General features: G+C 65.8%; 18 protein-coding genes. 8 read left to right on the forward strand and 10 right to left on the reverse strand.

The features are described from left to right. Positions 1 to 9: 9 nt before the first annotated feature. The 4 genes from ASV56_RS18965 (at position 10) to ASV56_RS18980 (ending at position 2,397) form a co-directional block, all read left to right on the forward strand. Positions 10 to 1,086, forward strand: a complete 1,077-nt coding sequence (locus tag ASV56_RS18965; protein ID WP_062563561.1) for a DUF2793 domain-containing protein — start codon at positions 10 to 12, stop codon at positions 1,084 to 1,086. Positions 1,087 to 1,105: 19 nt separating this feature from the next. Next, on the forward strand, positions 1,106 to 1,393 hold the full coding sequence (locus ASV56_RS18970; RefSeq protein WP_062563562.1) for a DUF6127 family protein: 288 nt from the start codon (positions 1,106 to 1,108) through the stop codon (positions 1,391 to 1,393). Positions 1,394 to 1,468: 75 nt separating this feature from the next. After that, entirely contained in the window at positions 1,469 to 2,143 is a 675-nt protein-coding gene (locus tag ASV56_RS18975; protein WP_062563563.1) for a YcbK family protein, read from the forward strand. Next, the gene (locus ASV56_RS18980; protein ID WP_203561091.1) at positions 2,143 to 2,397 is read left to right on the forward strand and encodes a hypothetical protein; all 255 of its coding nucleotides are present in this window, start codon (positions 2,143 to 2,145) and stop codon (positions 2,395 to 2,397) included. Before ASV56_RS18975 ends, ASV56_RS18980 begins: the two co-directional genes overlap by 1 nt. 192 nt (positions 2,398 to 2,589) lie before the next feature. Here ASV56_RS18980 and ASV56_RS18990 read toward each other — a convergent pair whose 3' ends face one another. The 8 genes from ASV56_RS18990 to ASV56_RS19020 form a co-directional block, all read right to left on the reverse strand. Continuing rightward, positions 2,590 to 3,069, reverse strand: coding sequence for a DUF411 domain-containing protein (locus ASV56_RS18990; protein WP_045685040.1), 480 nt, complete (start codon positions 3,067 to 3,069; stop codon positions 2,590 to 2,592). 39 nt (positions 3,070 to 3,108) lie between these two features. Next, entirely contained in the window at positions 3,109 to 5,442 is a 2,334-nt protein-coding gene (locus ASV56_RS18995; RefSeq protein ID WP_062563565.1) for a heavy metal translocating P-type ATPase, read from the reverse strand. 67 nt (positions 5,443 to 5,509) lie between these two features. After that, positions 5,510 to 6,820 carry an APC family permease gene (locus tag ASV56_RS19000; protein WP_045681289.1) on the reverse strand — a complete coding sequence of 437 codons (1,311 nt, stop codon included), beginning with the start codon at positions 6,818 to 6,820 and terminating at the stop codon, positions 5,510 to 5,512. Further along, the gene (locus ASV56_RS19005; RefSeq protein ID WP_062563566.1) at positions 6,817 to 7,491 is read right to left on the reverse strand and encodes a TVP38/TMEM64 family protein; all 675 of its coding nucleotides are present in this window, start codon (positions 7,489 to 7,491) and stop codon (positions 6,817 to 6,819) included. Before ASV56_RS19005 ends, ASV56_RS19000 begins: the two co-directional genes overlap by 4 nt. Position 7,492: 1 nt before the next feature. Further along, positions 7,493 to 7,879: a DUF302 domain-containing protein gene (locus ASV56_RS19010; protein WP_045681285.1), complete on the reverse strand. Its 387-nt coding sequence runs from the start codon at positions 7,877 to 7,879 to the stop codon at positions 7,493 to 7,495. Between the two features lie 16 nt (positions 7,880 to 7,895). Next, complete coding sequence (locus ASV56_RS24850; protein WP_264224588.1) at positions 7,896 to 8,024, reverse strand: hypothetical protein; 129 nt, start codon at positions 8,022 to 8,024, stop codon at positions 7,896 to 7,898. 120 nt (positions 8,025 to 8,144) lie between these two features. Beyond that, the gene (locus ASV56_RS19015) at positions 8,145 to 9,698 is read right to left on the reverse strand and encodes a multicopper oxidase family protein (protein ID WP_062563567.1); all 1,554 of its coding nucleotides are present in this window, start codon (positions 9,696 to 9,698) and stop codon (positions 8,145 to 8,147) included. 72 nt (positions 9,699 to 9,770) lie between these two features. Then, positions 9,771 to 10,157: a hypothetical protein gene (locus ASV56_RS19020; protein WP_240611009.1), complete on the reverse strand. Its 387-nt coding sequence runs from the start codon at positions 10,155 to 10,157 to the stop codon at positions 9,771 to 9,773. A 120-nt stretch (positions 10,158 to 10,277) separates the two neighbouring features. Here ASV56_RS19020 and ASV56_RS19025 point away from each other — a divergent pair, with 120 nt between their 5' ends. Beyond that, on the forward strand, positions 10,278 to 10,712 hold the full coding sequence (locus ASV56_RS19025) for a c-type cytochrome (protein ID WP_123193412.1): 435 nt from the start codon (positions 10,278 to 10,280) through the stop codon (positions 10,710 to 10,712). 53 nt (positions 10,713 to 10,765) lie between these two features. Here the strand turns inward: ASV56_RS19025 and ASV56_RS19030 are convergent, their stop codons facing one another. Continuing rightward, a complete protein-coding gene (locus ASV56_RS19030; protein WP_208990406.1) occupies positions 10,766 to 11,122 on the reverse strand; it encodes an ion channel in 357 nt (118 codons plus the stop codon). A 140-nt stretch (positions 11,123 to 11,262) separates the two neighbouring features. Then, positions 11,263 to 13,494, reverse strand: a complete 2,232-nt coding sequence (locus ASV56_RS19035) for a heavy metal translocating P-type ATPase (RefSeq protein ID WP_062563568.1) — start codon at positions 13,492 to 13,494, stop codon at positions 11,263 to 11,265. Between the two features lie 92 nt (positions 13,495 to 13,586). On the opposite strand from ASV56_RS19035, the gene ASV56_RS19040 reads away from it, so the two are divergent. The 3 genes from ASV56_RS19040 (at position 13,587) to ASV56_RS19050 (ending at position 15,502) form a co-directional block, all read left to right on the forward strand. Then, positions 13,587 to 14,027 carry a MerR family transcriptional regulator gene (locus ASV56_RS19040; RefSeq protein ID WP_045681275.1) on the forward strand — a complete coding sequence of 147 codons (441 nt, stop codon included), beginning with the start codon at positions 13,587 to 13,589 and terminating at the stop codon, positions 14,025 to 14,027. Then, on the forward strand, positions 14,024 to 14,365 hold the full coding sequence (locus tag ASV56_RS19045; RefSeq protein ID WP_244304760.1) for a YnfA family protein: 342 nt from the start codon (positions 14,024 to 14,026) through the stop codon (positions 14,363 to 14,365). Before ASV56_RS19040 ends, ASV56_RS19045 begins: the two co-directional genes overlap by 4 nt. 204 nt (positions 14,366 to 14,569) lie before the next feature. Beyond that, positions 14,570 to 15,502: an IS5 family transposase gene (locus ASV56_RS19050; protein ID WP_062560474.1), complete on the forward strand. Its 933-nt coding sequence runs from the start codon at positions 14,570 to 14,572 to the stop codon at positions 15,500 to 15,502. Positions 15,503 to 15,514 lie beyond the last annotated feature (12 nt).

The raw sequence follows: 15,514 nt of genomic DNA on the forward strand, positions 1-15,514 counted from the left end.
GGCCATCCCATGTCCGACGCCACGACCCATCTCCTGCTGCCCTACATCCTGGCGGCGCAGGCCCAGAAGCATGTCACCCACAACGAGGCGCTGCGGATCCTCGACGGGCTCGTCCAGCTCTCGGTGCTCGACCGGGATCTGACGGCACCGCCCGGTTCGCCCGCCGATGGCGACCGCTACATCGTCGCCTCGGGCGCGTCTGGCGACTGGGCGGGCTGGGATCTGAACGTCGTGCTCTGGACGGACGGCGCCTGGCTGCGCCTGCCGCCCCGGACCGGTTGGCGGGCGTGGGTCGAGGATGAAGGCTTGCTGCTGGTCTATGACGGCGCGGGCTGGATCGGGACCACGCCCGCGGCGTGGCAGAACATGGCGCTGCTCGGGCTGGGCACGACCGCAGATGCATCGAACCCGTTCTCGGCCAAGCTGAACGCCGCGCTCTGGACGGCGAAGACCGTGGCCGAGGGTGGGACCGGCAATCTGTTCTATACCATGAACAAGGAGGCGGCAGGCGATGATCTCGGCCTTACGCTGCAGACCGGCTTTTCTACCCGCGCGCTGGTAGGCCTCTTCGGCTCCGACCGCTTCCGCCTCGCGGTCTCCGCCGACGGCAGCACCTTCTTCGACGGGCTGAGCGTCGACAACGCCACCGGCATCGTCGATCAGCCCCAGCTGCCCCGCTTCAAGGCCTGGACCAACTATGACAATTACGTCGGCGTCGGGACCTGGACGAAGATCGGCCTGAACAACACCGACTATAACGATCAGGGCGCCTTCGATGCCGCGAACAACCACTTCGTCGCGCCGGTGGATGGCACCTACCTCTTCGGCGCGACGCTCCTCTACAAGATCAACGCCAGCGCCACGGCCCGAATGCGCGGTCGGCTCGTGCTGAACGGCACGACCGAAATTCGCGGCTCCCTCGGCGAAATCTCCGCCACCCATGTCTCGCTCGGCACCGCCATCTGGCTGCAGACCATGGTCCCGCTCAACGCGGGCAATACCGTCGAGCTGCAGGGGTATTTCCGGGTGGCGGACGGCTACTTCGCCGCTGACCACACGTCCTTCTGGGGCTGCAAGGTCGGCTGAGCGGCGGAAGGAGGATCCGATGACACCACCCCGATCCGACGGCTTCGTGCGGATGCCCGACGCCGAGTTCGAGGCGATCCTGACGCGGGCGGCCGAGGAAGGCGCGAAGCGTGCGCTGGCCGATGTCGGCCTCGACGGCGACGAGGCCGCGCTCGACATCCGCGATCTGCGCTCGCTGGTCGACTGCATCCGGCTGGTCCGCCGCACCGCGATGCAGACCGCCGTCCGCATGATCACCACCGGCGTCATGCTGGCGCTGCTCGCGGGTATAGCGATCAAGCTGAAGATCTTCGGCGGCGGCCCGTAGCCGCTCAACACCCCCGTTCACCAGCCCAACCGCACCCGCCCTCGAGGCGGTTTTTTTTCGTTTCGGAGGACCCTCATGACCACGACCTTCCACCGCCATTGGCGTGATGTGCCGGAGAGCGCCTGGCGCTGGCCGAATTTCTCGCCCGCCGAGATTGCATGCCGGGGCACCGGCAAGCTGCTCGTGAACGAAACCGCGCTCGACAAGCTGCAGGCGCTGCGCGACCGGCTGGGCAAGCCGCTGATCGTCCGCTCCGCCTACCGCAGCCCAGAGCACAACCGTGCCGTGGGGGGCGCGGGCCGGTCGAAGCATCTCGACGGCGCCGCCTTCGACATCGCCATGGCGAACCACGATCCGGTGGCCTTCGAGGCTGCGGCGCGCGAGGTCGGATTCCTCGGCTTCGGCTTCTACCCGCGATCGGGGTTCATCCATGTCGATCTCGGGCCCGCGCGGCAGTGGGGCGAGCGGTTCCCGGTCCGGGCGACGGCATTTGCAGCCGAGACGCCGCCCGCGCGCGAGGTGCTGGCTGACAGCCGCACCATGAAGGGCGGCGGGGCAGCCGGTGTGGCGACGCTGGGCGCGGCGGGCGTCGAGGTGGCGCAGCAGGTGCTGGCCGAGACCCAGACCGCGATCTTGCCGCTTGTGCCGTATCTCGACACGTTGCGTTGGGTATTCATCGCCGTGGCGCTTGGCGGCATCGCGGTCACGATCTACGCGCGTCTCGATGACTGGCGCCGAGGGCAGCGGTGATGGCCCCGCTCCTGATCGGGTTCGCCGCCAGCCCATGGATGCGGGCCGCTTTGCGCTACGGCGCCATCATCCTCGCCCTGCTCCTGTTCCTGCTTTCGCTTCGGCGGTCCGGCGAGCGAGCGGGACGCCTCGCTGAACGCCTTCAGACCACGGAGAAAGCCAATGATGTCCAACGCCAGATGCTCGAGGCGACGGCTCGTCGTCCTAGGTCTCGCGACGAGCTTGCTGAGCGGCTGCGCAACGGTCGGTTCTGAGCCCGGCATCGCGACCGTCTGCCCGCCCGTGGTAGAGTACAGCCGCGAGTTCCAGGCGCGCGCAGCCGAGGAGCTCGCGCGGCTGCCGCACGGGTCGGCCATCGCCGAGATGCTGAGCGACTACGCCGTGATCCGGGATCAGGTCCGTATGTGTTCTCGCCCCTGATCAAGAGCCGAATTGGAGCCTCAAGGTCAGGCAGCAGCGTAGCTGGTAAAGACCTCGTTCGATCCGTCGCGCCGGATCAGAAACACGTCGTAGGCCTCGCGCTGGCTTTCCGGTCCCATCCCGGGCGAGCCGTAGGGCATGCCTGGCACTGCGAGGCCGACCGCGTCGGGGCGTTCCAGCAGGAGACGGCGAATGTCGGCAACAGGGACGTGACCCTCGATAATGTAACCATCCACACGACCCGTATGGCAGGAGACCATCTCCTGCGGGATGCCGTTGTCCAGCTTGTAGCGCATCAGAAGCGTCCCGGCGCTCGCCTCGGTCGTGACGGCGAAGCCGTCGTTCTCGAGGATCTCGATCCAGGCCGAGCAGCAGCCGCAGTTGGGGTCCTTCATCACGTGGATCGCCGGACCGGCGCCTTGCGCCAGAGCCCTCAAGGGCGACGCAGCCGCCAGCGCAGCTGTACCGATCAGGAGCTTGCGGCGGGAAAACATGTCTTGGGTCATCTGATGTTCCTTTCGAGGTTGGATGTGTGGGCTGGCAGATCAGAGGTCGACCCGCCTGAGCCGCAGGGCGTTGGTGATCACCGAGACCGACGACAGGCTCATCGCCGCCGCCGCGATCATCGGCGAGAGCAGAAGTCCGGTGACAGGGTAAAGCAGCCCGGCGGCGATGGGGACGCCAAGCGCGTTGTAGGCGAAGGCGAAGAACAGGTTCTGCTTGATGTTCCGCAGGGTGGCGCGGGCGAGCTTGCGCGCCCGCACGATGCCCATCAGGTCGCCGCCCAGCAGGGTGATGCCTGCGCTTTCCATCGCAACATCGGCCCCGGTGCCCATGGCGATGCCGACATCGGCGGCGGCGAGCGCGGGGGCGTCGTTCACCCCGTCGCCCGCCATGGCGATCTTGTGGCCGTCGCGGCGCAACTGGTCGATCAGGTCCTTCTTGGCCTCGGGCAGGATGCCTGCGCGCACCTCGTCGATGCCGAGCTTGCCCGCCACCGCCTGCGCCGTGCGTTCGTTGTCGCCCGTCGCCATGATCACCCTTAGCCCTTGGGCATGAAGTTCCCGAATGGCCTGCGCGGTACTCTCCTTGATCGGGTCGGCGACCGCCACGATGCCGACGAGCGCGCCGTCAAGCGCGACGAACATCGCCGTCTTGCCCTCGGCGCGCAGGGTGTCGGCCTTTGACTCGGCCTGCGCGGTGTCGAGCCCCATCTCCCGCATCATCGCCGCGTTGCCTAGCGCCACCGCGCGCCCACCGACCCGGCCCTGTACGCCCTTGCCAGTGACGGCGTCGAAGTCCGTGGCCTCCTGACGCGGCGCACCCTGCGCCTCGGCTCCCTCGACAATCGCCTCAGCCAGCGGGTGTTCCGAGCCACGCTCCAGCGCTGCGGCCAGCGACAACAGGTCGGTCTCGGTGACGTCCCCGAGCGCAACCGTATCGGTCAGCTTCGGCTTGCCCATGGTCAGCGTGCCGGTCTTGTCGACGATGAGCGTATCGACTCCTGCCATTCGCTCCAGCGCCTCGGCGTCCTTGATCAGCACGCCCGCCTGTGCGCCGCGCCCCGCCGCCGTGGTGATGGAGATCGGTGTCGCCAGCCCCAGCGCGCAGGGGCAGGCGATGATGAGGACCGACACGGCCGAGGCGATTGCGAAGACCAGCGCGGGCTCCGGGCCGAAGATCAGCCAGACCACGAAGGCGACGATGGCGATGACCACCACCGTCGGCACGAATATCGCCGACACCCGGTCGGCCAGCCCCTGGATCGGCGCGCGGGACCGCCGCGCGTTCGACACCATCGCCACGATCTGCGCCAGCACGGTATCGGACCCGACCTTGCCTGCCTCCATGACCAGAGAGCCGTTCTTGTTGATCGTGGCGCCCGTCACCTCATCCCCCGGCCCCTTTTCCACCGGCATTGACTCGCCGGTCAGCATGCTTTCGTCCAGCGACGAGCGGCCCTCGATCACCGTGCCGTCGACCGGAATGGCGTCGCCGGGACGGACCCGCAGCCGGTCGCCCTCCATGATGTTCTCCAGCGGCGCATCGTATTCAGTGCCGTCCGGCAGGATGCGCCGCGCGGTCTTCGGCGCCAGATCCAGAAGCGCGCGGATCGCATCCCCGGTGCGTTCTCGCGCTCGGAGTTCCAGCACCTGGCCCACGAAGACCAACGCGACGATCACCACCGCCGCCTCGAAATAGGTGCCGACGCCGTGGCCCATCCGGTACTGTTCCGGAAACACCCCCGGCAGGAACGTCGCGACGAGCGAGTAAAGGTAGGCCGCCGCCACGCCGATGCTGATCAGCGTCCACATGTTTGGGCTGCGGTTCACAATGGAGTCCCAGCCGCGCCGGAAGAAAGGCAAGGCGGCCCAGAGGATGATCGGCGTTGCCAGCACGAACTCGAGATAACTTGCGGTCTGATGCCCGATCCAGTCGCGCACTGGCAGCGCGACCAGTTCACCCATCGTCAGGATGATGAGCGGCACCGCCGCCGCCGCCGAAATCCACATCCGACGCGTGAAGTCGGTCAGCTCCTCGCTGGGCTCATCCGACGGCACCATCGGTTCCAGCGCCATGCCGCAGATCGGGCAGGACCCCGGCGCATCGCGGACGATCTCGGGATGCATCGGACAGGTGTACTGGACGTTGGCCGGAGCAGCCTTCTTCTGTCCGGCGGCCCGGCCCGAGGCGTAGAACCACGGATCCGCCTTGAACTTCGACTGGCATTTCTCCGAACAGAAATGAAAGGTCTCTCCCTGGAACTCGGCGTGACGCCCGTCCGGCTTGACCGCGACCGTCATCCCGCAGACCGGGTCCTTTGCGGTATTCGCCCCCGCCGGAATGTCGGGCGCCGCGTGATGGTGATCGTGCTCCATAGTCTGCCAGCCTTTCGATCTCTTGTTTCAGCTTGCCGCTTCCAGCCGTTGGAAGCTCAAGCTCTTTTCAATGGTGGTCGTGAGCGCCTTCCAGGGCGGGATTCCGTGCGAGGAAGATTCCGACGAACAGGAACACCAGCGCCATGCCGATCGCACCCAGGACGACGATCAAGGGGTCGGACTGCCATTTCATCGCGGCGAAGGCGGCCAGCACCACGGCATCAAGTGCGATTGCCGTCAGCAACACCCAGCCCCGAGCGCCGATTTCTTCGCGCAGATGCCGGAACACGCCGAAATGGATGATCATGTCCATCACCAGATAGAAGAAGGCCCCGAGCGAGGCGATGCGGCTGAGGTCGAAGAAGACCGTCAGGAAGCCTGCGATCACGACGGTGTAGACGAGTGTGTGGTCCTTGATCGTGCCTGGCATCCCGAAATGGCTGTGCGGGATCATCTTCATGTCCGTCAGCATCGCCAGCATCCGCGAGACGGCAAACACGCTGGCGATCAGGCCCGAGGCAGTTGCCACCAGCGCAAGCGCCACCGTCAGGTAGAAGCCGGTTTGCCCGAGGGCTGGTTGGGCCGCTTCAGCCAGCGCGTAGTCCTTCGCCGCCACGATGCGATCGAGCGGCAGGCTGGAGCCGACCGCGAATGCGACCAGCAGGTAGACGACGACGCAGATGGCGATGGACAGGACTATGGCCCGGCCCACGTTCCGATGCGGATTGGTCACCTCGGCGCCGCTGTTGGTGATGGTCGTGAACCCCTTGAAGGCGAGAATGGACAGCGCGACCGACGCCACGAACCCACCCGCACGAAAATCTCCGCCCGACGCTTCGAACGAAATGCCGCTGGCCCACAGACCGGCCGCCCCGAACAGCGCAATGCCGCCCACCTTGAGAATGGCCATGATAATGGACAGCAGCCCGACCGACCGGTTGCCAGAGACGTTCACGAGATAGGCGAAGACGATCAGCCCCACGCCGAGGACCGGCACGAGAATGCTGTCCGGATCGCCGCCGAAGGCTCGCAGGGTGTAGGTTCCGAAGGTGCGAGCGACGAGGCTTTCGTTGATGACCATCGACAGCGCCATCAGGAGAGCTGCGCCCGCCGCGACCGTCGTCGGTCCGTAGGCTTTCTTCAGGATCATCCCGATGCCGCCCGCAGACGGGTATGCGTTCGACATCTTGATATAGGTGTAGGCGCTGAAGGCGGTCACGATGGCGCCGACCACGAACGAGAGCGGGAAGAGAGGCCCGGCGAGTTCGGCGATCTGGCCGGTCAGCGCGAAGATGCCCGCGCCGATCATCACGCCGGTGCCCATGGCTACCGCACCGGAAAGGGTGATGCTGTTCTTCTGGTACTCGCTTCCGGTCATGGATTTCCCTTTTCAGGCTTTTGCCGCATGGCTACCCAAAGCAGTGGCAGGCCCGTCAAGAGGCCGAGGCCAAGTACTGCCCATGTCGCCCGGCCCAGATCTCCGCTCACCGCCTCGCCGCCGAAATGGGCCAGCAGGAAGCTTGCCGGAATGATCCCCGCCAGTGTTGCCAAGGCGAAACGCCAGGCGTGCAATCGGCTCAGTCCGGCCGCGTAGCTGATCATGTCGAAGGACACGAAGGGCATCAGGCGGCTGGCAAGAACCGTCGCCGTCAACGCGTTCTGCGAGCCGAGCAGCCCGGCATCGACGCGGTCCCCGAACACCCGCCGCAGGACGTCATGCCCCAGAACCCGTGCGAGACCGAAGGCGATCAGCGCCCCGAGCTCGGCGCCGATGACGACCTGCACGGTCCCCCAGAGATGTCCGCAGGCCGCTCCGGCCGCCAGTGCGATGGGTGCACTCGGGATTGGGCTGGCCACGACCGCGATGGTCATAAGCGTGACGATCAGGACCGGCCCCCAGAGACCCGCACGCGCCACCAGCGTTTCCAGACGCTCGGGCTCCAGGAGGCTGCGCGCCTCGGCGAACACCGAAGGCGCGAACTGCCAGACAGCGAGCAGTCCGATGCCGAGGATCGCAAGGCCCGCGAGAATGGTGACGCGCAGGCTCATCTCAGACCGCCGCGACGGCCTTCGCCAGGAGGTCGCGCACCTCGCCCGCCACGGCCGTCAGTTCGGCGTTCTCAATCGCCTGCATCGACGCCACAGGATCGATGGCACTGACTTCCACGCCACCGTCGACCTCGCGCAGGATGACGTTGCATGGCAGCATCGCACCGACGCGCGGTTCGATCCCGATGGCCTGATGCGCCATCTTGGGGTTGCAGGCGCCGAGGATGCGGTAGGCGGGCATCTCGACATCTAGCTTCTTCTTCATCGTCGCCTTGACGTCGATCTCGGTCAGGATGCCGAAGCCGTGGTCGGTGAGGGCCTTCCGCGCGCGAGCGTCGACGTCGTCGATACCGGCGTCGGGGAACATTCGATTGATCGTGTAGGTCATTGCCAACTCCTTTTTTCTATTTCCGAAGATACTTGATCAGCGCTGCTATGGCCAAAACCAGCAGCACGAGGATCAGCAGGCCGAAGAGCCAGCCAAACCCCATTCCGAAACCCATTCCGGGGCCCATGTCGTTCCAGTTCATCATCTCATCCTCCTGATTTTTACCCGCAGGGTGCGTCTTTTGGCCGGCCCTCACGACAACATGGGGCAGGACAGACCAGGATCGGTGCCGGGCGGGGCGCCATGTCCGGACGACCCGCTGGGATCAGACGGACGCCGTGACCGCGAATTCGGTCATCATCCCCGTCGTAAGGTGCGGCATGTGGTGGCAATGCAGCATCCATCGGGCGGCCTCACCGACATCGAGGGCGACATCGACCATCGACATCGGTGGCACGTGAACCGTGTCGCGTAGTGCACCGGCGACCCGACGCCCGTTCAGCCCGACGACCTGGAACACATGGCCGTGCAGATGCATCGGGTGCGCCATCATCGACATGTTGTGGAACGACAGCACGACCCGCTCACCGCTGCGTGCGGTGATCGGCTGGTGCTGGCCCCAGACTGCCCCGTTTATCGTCCAGACGTACGGCTGCATCGAACCGCCCAGCATCAGCATCTGGCTGCGGTCCACGGGTCGATCCGGCAGAGCGTCCAGCGCGATGAGGCGCGCCTCCTGCGCCAGATCGGTGTCGAACGCGGGCGCTTCGGCATCCGCCATTGCATCGAGACGCCGCACTTCGGCACCCTGCGTGGCGAGGATCAGGCCGGTGCGCTCGCGCGCGCCTTCGCGCAGGGCGAGGATCGGCCAGGCGCCGCCTTCGTGCGGCAGGTCGATCTCGATGTCCAGACGCTGGCCCATTGCCAGACCGAACCGCGTGCCGGCGAGAGGTTCGACCGCGTGCCCATCTACCGCGACCAGCCGCGCCTCGGCACCGCCGGTCTCGATCCAGAATACCGTCGCCGCAGCGGCGTTGATGACCCGAAGCCGGATACGGCCACCGCGCTCGACCTGGACCACCTCCGGGTCCGACAGGGTCCGGTCATTGGCGAGATAGGCGTCCCAGTCATAGTCGTTCAGGTCCATGGCCATGCCGCCCATCTGGCCGCCCATACCCATCATCCCGCCCATTCGGGGCATGTTGCCCATCGGCATGCCGCCCGTGGCGCCATGGCCCATGGCCCCGTGATCCATGCCCTGCATCGCCCCCATGCCTCCCATGGGAGCGCCCTGATCGGGCAATGCACCGGCACCATGGCCCGCGCCGTGCCCGCCGCCATGACCTGCGCCGATCTCGGCCAGAACCTCCTCGGGGGCCTTGAAGGAGAAGTCATGAAGGAACATCACGACGTCTTGCCGGTCGGCAGCAACGTCCTCGGCCGAGCGCACGATCAGCGGCGCGGCGAGCAGCTGCATCTCCTGGGTGGGCACATGGCTGTGCATCCAGTGCGTGCCGGGCCGTGCCTCGAAGTCGTAGGATCGGGTTTCACCCGGTGCGAGGAGGGGCATCGGCATGTCCGGCACACCGTCCTGCGCGTTGGGCGGGATCTGTCCGTGCCAGTGGATGATGGTACCGACGTCCAGGTCGTTGGTCAGATCGACCCGGAACCTCTGGCCGGGGTCGAGGATCAGTCCCTGACCGCCGGGGCCGGCAAGCCCGAAGACCGTGGCAGCGCGACCGTCGATGTCGAGCGTGCGCGTCGCAGCGGAGAGGCTGATCGGCGCCACCCCTTGCGCGAAGGCGATGCGGGGCAAGTGTGCAGCGCCAATGGCGGCCGCACTTGCGGCAAGAAAGCCGCGTCGAGAAAGCATGTTCATGGTCGTCTCCTCGGGACTTCCGTCCCGTTCATCAATACCGATGGGGCGCCTCGGGCGTCTGCCCGGGCGCGCTCAGAGGAGACGGAGCTTGGGAGGTCGTTCGTTCAGTCCCGGCGCACGGCTGACGTGGATTGCCGCGGACGGGACGTCATGACTGGCGGCGCCGTAGGCGTGCCCGGCTTCCTCGCCTGCCGACGTCAGGAAGGCAGAGAGGCCTGCGCATACGAACTCGCACATCTCGGCATCGGCCGATCCACAGTGCTCTCCAGCGTCACAGTCGAAGCCCGAAATGACCGGAGAGTGCATCATGTCGGCGACATGCATCGCGTGATCCACACCGGAATTCATGCTCATGCGTGTCGCATGCGCGGAGGTCACCGTCGTCACCACGGTGATCGCGAGTATGGCAAGCATGGTGACGACACGTTCGAGCATGCTGCAAAGATAGGCATTGCTCACGAGAATGTCCATTGTCGCAGGCGCCTCGCCGCTGGCACAACGTGGTCTCGACCAAACGCGAATGTTATTCCGCAGTGATCGGCGATAGACGTCTTGAAAAAAGCTCTCCGAAATACTGTCGTGATCGGTCTGGTCGTCGGAGGTGTGATCCTCGCGGTCTTTGCTGGCTGGCGTTATGCCGGTACCGCATCCACCGCCGTGGCGTCGGCGGACATCATCGCGCAAGGACGCCAGATCTATGCGGATCAGTGCGCCGCCTGCCACGGCGCGGAACTGGAGGGCCAGCCGGGCTGGCGCTCGCCGCTTCCGTCCGGCCGGTTGCCGGCGCCACCCCACGACGCCAGCGGCCACACCTGGCACCATCCTGACGATGTCCTGTTCCGCATCGTTAGGGAAGGCACCGCCGCCGTGGTCGGCGGCGGATACGAGAGCGACATGCCCGGCTTCGCAGACGTGCTGAGCGACGCGGACATCCGCGCCGTTCTCGACTACATCAAGAGCACATGGCCAGAGCGCGAGCGCCGATACCAAGAGAGGGTGTCGGAGGCAAACTGACATTCCCCATGGTCGTCGGCTGCTACTCGCGCCAGGCCAGTTCGCAGACCGAGTTAGAGGAACGTCGCCGACCAGGTCAGCACCATGAAGCCGCCGAGCGACTGCATCATGTTGACCATCCGTATCGGCCCGGTTGCCTCGATCTGCGTGTACCCGAGCGTGGCGAAGTTGACGCCGGAGAAGTAGATCAGGCCGCTCCAGCATGGGTCGTAGCTGCCGTCGAAGCCTCCCACGCCCCAGCCCTGCAGCGCCCTGTAGACTGCGGCGAAAGCCAGGATTTCAATCGTGTGGAGCGCGAGCAGCCCGACGAACGCCACCATGATCGCCGCCTGCGGTCTCTCTTTCGAGTTCGGCTTCACGCCCCGGACGGCCAATAGCCCCGTAGTGGTGCGCGACCAGATGGCGGCCACCAGCGCGAAACCGAGCAGAAGCCCGATTCCAGTTGCAGCATGTTGAGCACTCGCGGCGGAACAGTACCCCGAGGTTTATGTTCTCAGCGCTCGGCCCTGCGGCATGGCAGCGGAACCATCGCCCTGCCGATGATCTGATCTCAGGCCTCACGTTCCGGATCAAACGCAAGAAGCCGCAGCGCGTTCAGTGTGACGAGCACCGTCGCGCCGGTATCTGCAAGGATCGCGATCCACAGCCCGGTAATGCCGAGGATCGTCGTCACCAGAAACACCGCCTTAAGGCCGAGCGCGATCGCCACATTTTGCCTGATGTTCGCCATGGCTGCGCGAGCAAGGCGAATCTTGCCGGCCACATCGGTCACGCGATTGCGCAGGATCGCGGCGTCCGCGGTTTCGAGCGCGACATCCGTTCCCGAGCCCATGGCCACGCCGATGTGGGCGGTGGCGAGTGCAGGGGCATCATTGATGCCGTCGCCCACCATCATGACATGGCCCGTGGCCATCATCTCGCGGACCGCCGCGACCTTGTCTTCAGGCATCAGTTCGGCGCGATGCTCAATGCCCAGCCCAGCGGAAATGGCTGCTGCCGTGCGCCGGTTGTCGCCGGTCAGCATCACAGACGCGATGCCAAGCGCCTTGAGTTGCTGCACCGCGCGGGCGGCATCCTCTCGGGGTTCGTCCCGGAGCGCTACGAGTCCGACCAACTGGCTCCGGCGGAAGACCGCGACGACTGTCTTGCCTTCATCTTCCATGCCGACCACCGCCCGGAGCGCGTGGTCGTCCAACACACCGCGCTCCCCGGCGAACCGTGGAGAGCCCACCCAGGCGGTTTCACCCTCAACGACTGCTTCGGCCCCTTTGCCCGGAAGCGCTTTGGCGGCGGTCGCGGCCAGGAACGGCGCTCCCGCAGCTTCCGCGCGGGACAGGATCGCCTCCGCCAGAGGATGGCTCGACCCCGCTTCGACGGCGGCAGCCAGCGCCAGCACCTCTGTCTCCGATCCCGAGATCGGCACCACGTCCGTGACGCGCGGCCGTCCGTGGGTCAGGGTTCCGGTCTTGTCGAATGCGACATGCGTGGTGGCCGCCGCGGCCTCGATCACGGCGCCTCCTTTCATCAGCAGCCCGCGACGCGCGCCTGAAGAAAGCGCAGAGGCGATGGAAGCCGGTACCGAGATCACCAGCGCGCAGGGGCATCCGATCAGGAGAAGCGCGAGCGCCCGGTAGATCCACGTATCCCAGCCTTGCCCGAACGCGAGGGGCGGGACGATGGCCACCAGCACCGCAACTCCGACGACGGCCGGCATGTAGATGCGGCTGAAACGGTCGATGAAGCGCTCGGTCGGGGCCCGGGCGCTTTCCGCTTCCTCGACCAGCCGGATGATACGGGCAATGGTGTTGTCCTCGGCCGACTTGGTGACCCGAACACGCAGCGCCGCCTCGGAATTGATGGAGCCGGCAAAGACGGAGGCACCGGGTTCCTTCAGCTTCGGCACACTCTCGCCCGTGACGGCGCTCTCATCGACGCCCGAGGTGCCCTCGATAACTTCGCCATCTGCCGGGACCCGGTCTCCCGGGCGCACCAGAACGATCTGGTCCACCTGCAGCTGGTCGGCTGGTATCACCCGAGTCCGGCCGCCGATCTCCAGGATCGCGGTCTTCGGTACCAGACGAGCGAGCGCCCGGATCCCGTCGCGGGCCTTGTTCGCCGCAACACCTTCGAGAACCTCCCCGACGGCGAAGAGGAAGACGACGAGCGCCGCTTCCTCGGCGGCGTCGATGACGAGCGCGCCGCTGGCGGCGATTGTCATCAGCATCTCGATCGTGAACGGCATCCCCGCTCTGGCGGACGCGACGGCGCGGCGTGCGATAGGGGCGACACCAATGAGCGTCGCGAGGATGAATGCCCACGTTGCCACATCCTGGGAGGCGAGCAGTTTCACGGCCCATGCCGCCGCGAGGAGGAGACCGGTGCCGATCACCAGTCTGCCCTTCGCGGTCTGATACCAACGCGAACCGGGCCCGGGACCGCTCTCGGGCCCTGTCGATCCAGCGTTGGGCTCGAGTCCTGCGGCATCTCGCGAGCCGTCCGCACGGGACGCTTGCTCATCGTCCGGCAGCACGAAGCCTTTCCGATCGGGGCTCGATCCTTTCGCCGCGATCCCGTAGCCGAGCCGCTTGACGATTGCTTCGATCTGGTTGCGAGGGGTCTGCCCTTCATCCAGAGTCAGCCGAAGCCGCTCGGTCATTAGCGCCACATCGACGTCGCTCACGCCAGGCAGGCGTTCGACCGCACCCCGGACCTTGCCGGCGCACGACGCACAGTCCATCCCGGAAACCGTCCATTCGTAGGTTGCACTGTCGTTCGCCGTCATCACGCCCTTCCAACCCGCCCAGCGGGCAACATTGTATTTGCTGAGTCGGGAACCTAAGGTCTCTAGTAGCTATAGCTTCAAGAGGAAATCTGATGCTCACCATCGGAAAATTGGGCGAAGCGGCCGGCGTGAAGGTTCCGACGATCCGCTACTACGAGCAGATCGGGCTCCTGCCGGAGCCAGATCGCAGTGCCGGGAACCAGCGGCTCTATGGGCAGTCGGCACTGGATCGGCTAGCCTTCATCCGCCATGCGCGGGAGCTCGGTTTTCCGCTGGACGCTATCCGAGACCTTCTGAGTCTCTCTGACAGACCCGATCAATCCTGCGCAGCCGCCGATGTCATCGCCAGGGCGCAGCTGGCCGAGGTTGAAAGCCGCCTTGCGCGCCTGACTGCGCTGAAAGGCGAACTTGAGCGCATGGTCGTGCAATGTGCAGGCGGTCGGATTGCCGATTGCCGGGTCATTGAAGTTCTGGGCGACCATTCGCTATGCGCAACCGATCACCAGCATCCGGAGAGCGAGGCGGCATCGTGAAAGCACCCGGCACCCTCGCCATCTACATCGGTGCCGCTCTGGCCGAGATTGCGGGCTGCTTTGCGGTCTGGGCATGGATGCGGCAAGGCGCGAGCGCGCTCTGGCTGGTCCCCGGCCTCCTGAGCCTGGCCGTCTTCGCTTGGCTCCTGACCCTTGCCCCCTCCGATTTTGCGGGGCGGGCCTACGCAGCTTATGGCGGGGTCTATATCGCAGCCTCGCTCCTCTGGCTGTGGCTCATCGAGAAGCAGCGCCCGGACACTTGGGACCTGACAGGTGCCGCAATCTGCCTCGCCGGTGCGGCCGTCATCCTGTTGGCGCCGAGGGCGGCTGGTGGATGATCGGGGGTGCTCTCCAAGATCAAGGCAGCCGACTGCCGCTCATCGTTGCCGACATCACGATAGAGCCAACCTTTGCGGACGGACTCCCGCTCTTCCAGCGTAGCAGCTGTGCGCATCAAATAAAATCAATGACTTATACTGGGCTCTGTTGCACAAATCGCGTGAGGGATTCATCTCGCGAATCCAGGGTGGTAGCTGGGATGCATGAGCAGACCCATACCCCCGACCTACAAGACCAGGAACTGGCCAGCCTACAATGAAGCACTCAAGCGCCGGGGCTCGCTGACGATCTGGTTTGACCCCGAGATGAGCTGGGATGCCGCGCCGACAGGCAGGCGTGGCCGCCAGCAGACCTACAGCGATGCCGCTATCCAGACGTGCCTCTCGATGAAAGTGCTGTTCGGCATGGCGCTCCGGCAGACGACCGGGTTCGTCGAGAGCCTGCTACGGCTGGTCGGCCTGAACTGGACGGTGCCCGACTTCAGCACGCTATCTCGCCGCCAGAAGACCTTGGCCGTGAACATCCCCTACCGCGGCTCCAAGGGGCCGTTGCACCTGCTGGTCGACAGCACCGGGATCAAGGTCGAAGGTGAAGGCGAGTGGCACGCACGCAAGCATGGCGGCCCGAAACGGCGCGTCTGGCGCAAGCTCCACCTTGGGATCGATGAAGAAACGTTGGAGATCCGGGCCGTCGAAGTCACCGGGAGCCACATCGGTGATGCGCCCATCCTACCCCACCTTCTCGACCAAATCCCGCAGGACCAGGAAATCGGTAGCGTTACGGCTGATGGCGCCTACGACACGCGCAAATGCCACGATGCGATTGCAGATCGCGGTGCCCATGCCGTCATCCCGCCCCGCAAGAACGCGAAGCCCTGGAAGACGATCACCGCCGGAGCCGTGGCCCGAAATGAGGCCCTGCGCGCGGCGAAATACCTGGGCCGCGCGCTCTGGCGACGATGGTGTGGATACCACCGCCGAAGCCGCGTCGAGACAAAGATGCATTGTATCAAGTTGCTGGGCCAGCGGCTCATGGCACGGGACTTCGACCGACAGGTCGCCGAACTCCAGGTCCGCATCGCCGTCCTGAACGGCTACACCGCGCTCGGAATACCCGTCACGGAAGCTGTGGGATAAGTCCGTCCGGGG

The sequence above is a fragment of the Paracoccus aminovorans genome, from assembly GCF_001546115.1.
Classification (GTDB): Bacteria; Pseudomonadota; Alphaproteobacteria; order Rhodobacterales; family Rhodobacteraceae; genus Paracoccus; species Paracoccus aminovorans_B.

What these genes read in the sequence shown, in the direction of transcription:
- ASV56_RS18990 (WP_045685040.1), bottom strand. Translation starts at nt 3,069, where the DNA reads ATGACCCAAGACATGTTTTCCCGCCGCAAGCTCCTGATCGGTACAGCT.
- ASV56_RS19000 (WP_045681289.1), bottom strand. Translation starts at nt 6,820, where the DNA reads ATGACCGGAAGCGAGTACCAGAAGAACAGCATCACCCTTTCCGGTGCG.
- ASV56_RS19010 (WP_045681285.1), bottom strand. Translation starts at nt 7,879, where the DNA reads ATGACCTACACGATCAATCGAATGTTCCCCGACGCCGGTATCGACGAC.
- ASV56_RS19050 (WP_062560474.1), top strand. Translation starts at nt 14,570, where the DNA reads ATGAGCAGACCCATACCCCCGACCTACAAGACCAGGAACTGGCCAGCC.
- ASV56_RS24850 (WP_264224588.1), bottom strand. Translation starts at nt 8,024, where the DNA reads ATGATGAACTGGAACGACATGGGCCCCGGAATGGGTTTCGGAATGGGG.
- ASV56_RS18965 (WP_062563561.1), top strand. Translation starts at nt 10, where the DNA reads ATGTCCGACGCCACGACCCATCTCCTGCTGCCCTACATCCTGGCGGCG.
- ASV56_RS18975 (WP_062563563.1), top strand. Translation starts at nt 1,469, where the DNA reads ATGACCACGACCTTCCACCGCCATTGGCGTGATGTGCCGGAGAGCGCC.
- ASV56_RS19015 (WP_062563567.1), bottom strand. Translation starts at nt 9,698, where the DNA reads ATGAACATGCTTTCTCGACGCGGCTTTCTTGCCGCAAGTGCGGCCGCC.
- ASV56_RS18995 (WP_062563565.1), bottom strand. Translation starts at nt 5,442, where the DNA reads ATGGAGCACGATCACCATCACGCGGCGCCCGACATTCCGGCGGGGGCG.
- ASV56_RS18980 (WP_203561091.1), top strand. Translation starts at nt 2,143, where the DNA reads ATGGCCCCGCTCCTGATCGGGTTCGCCGCCAGCCCATGGATGCGGGCC.
- ASV56_RS19005 (WP_062563566.1), bottom strand. Translation starts at nt 7,491, where the DNA reads ATGAGCCTGCGCGTCACCATTCTCGCGGGCCTTGCGATCCTCGGCATC.
- ASV56_RS19040 (WP_045681275.1), top strand. Translation starts at nt 13,587, where the DNA reads ATGCTCACCATCGGAAAATTGGGCGAAGCGGCCGGCGTGAAGGTTCCG.
- ASV56_RS19035 (WP_062563568.1), bottom strand. Translation starts at nt 13,494, where the DNA reads ATGACGGCGAACGACAGTGCAACCTACGAATGGACGGTTTCCGGGATG.
- ASV56_RS18970 (WP_062563562.1), top strand. Translation starts at nt 1,106, where the DNA reads ATGACACCACCCCGATCCGACGGCTTCGTGCGGATGCCCGACGCCGAG.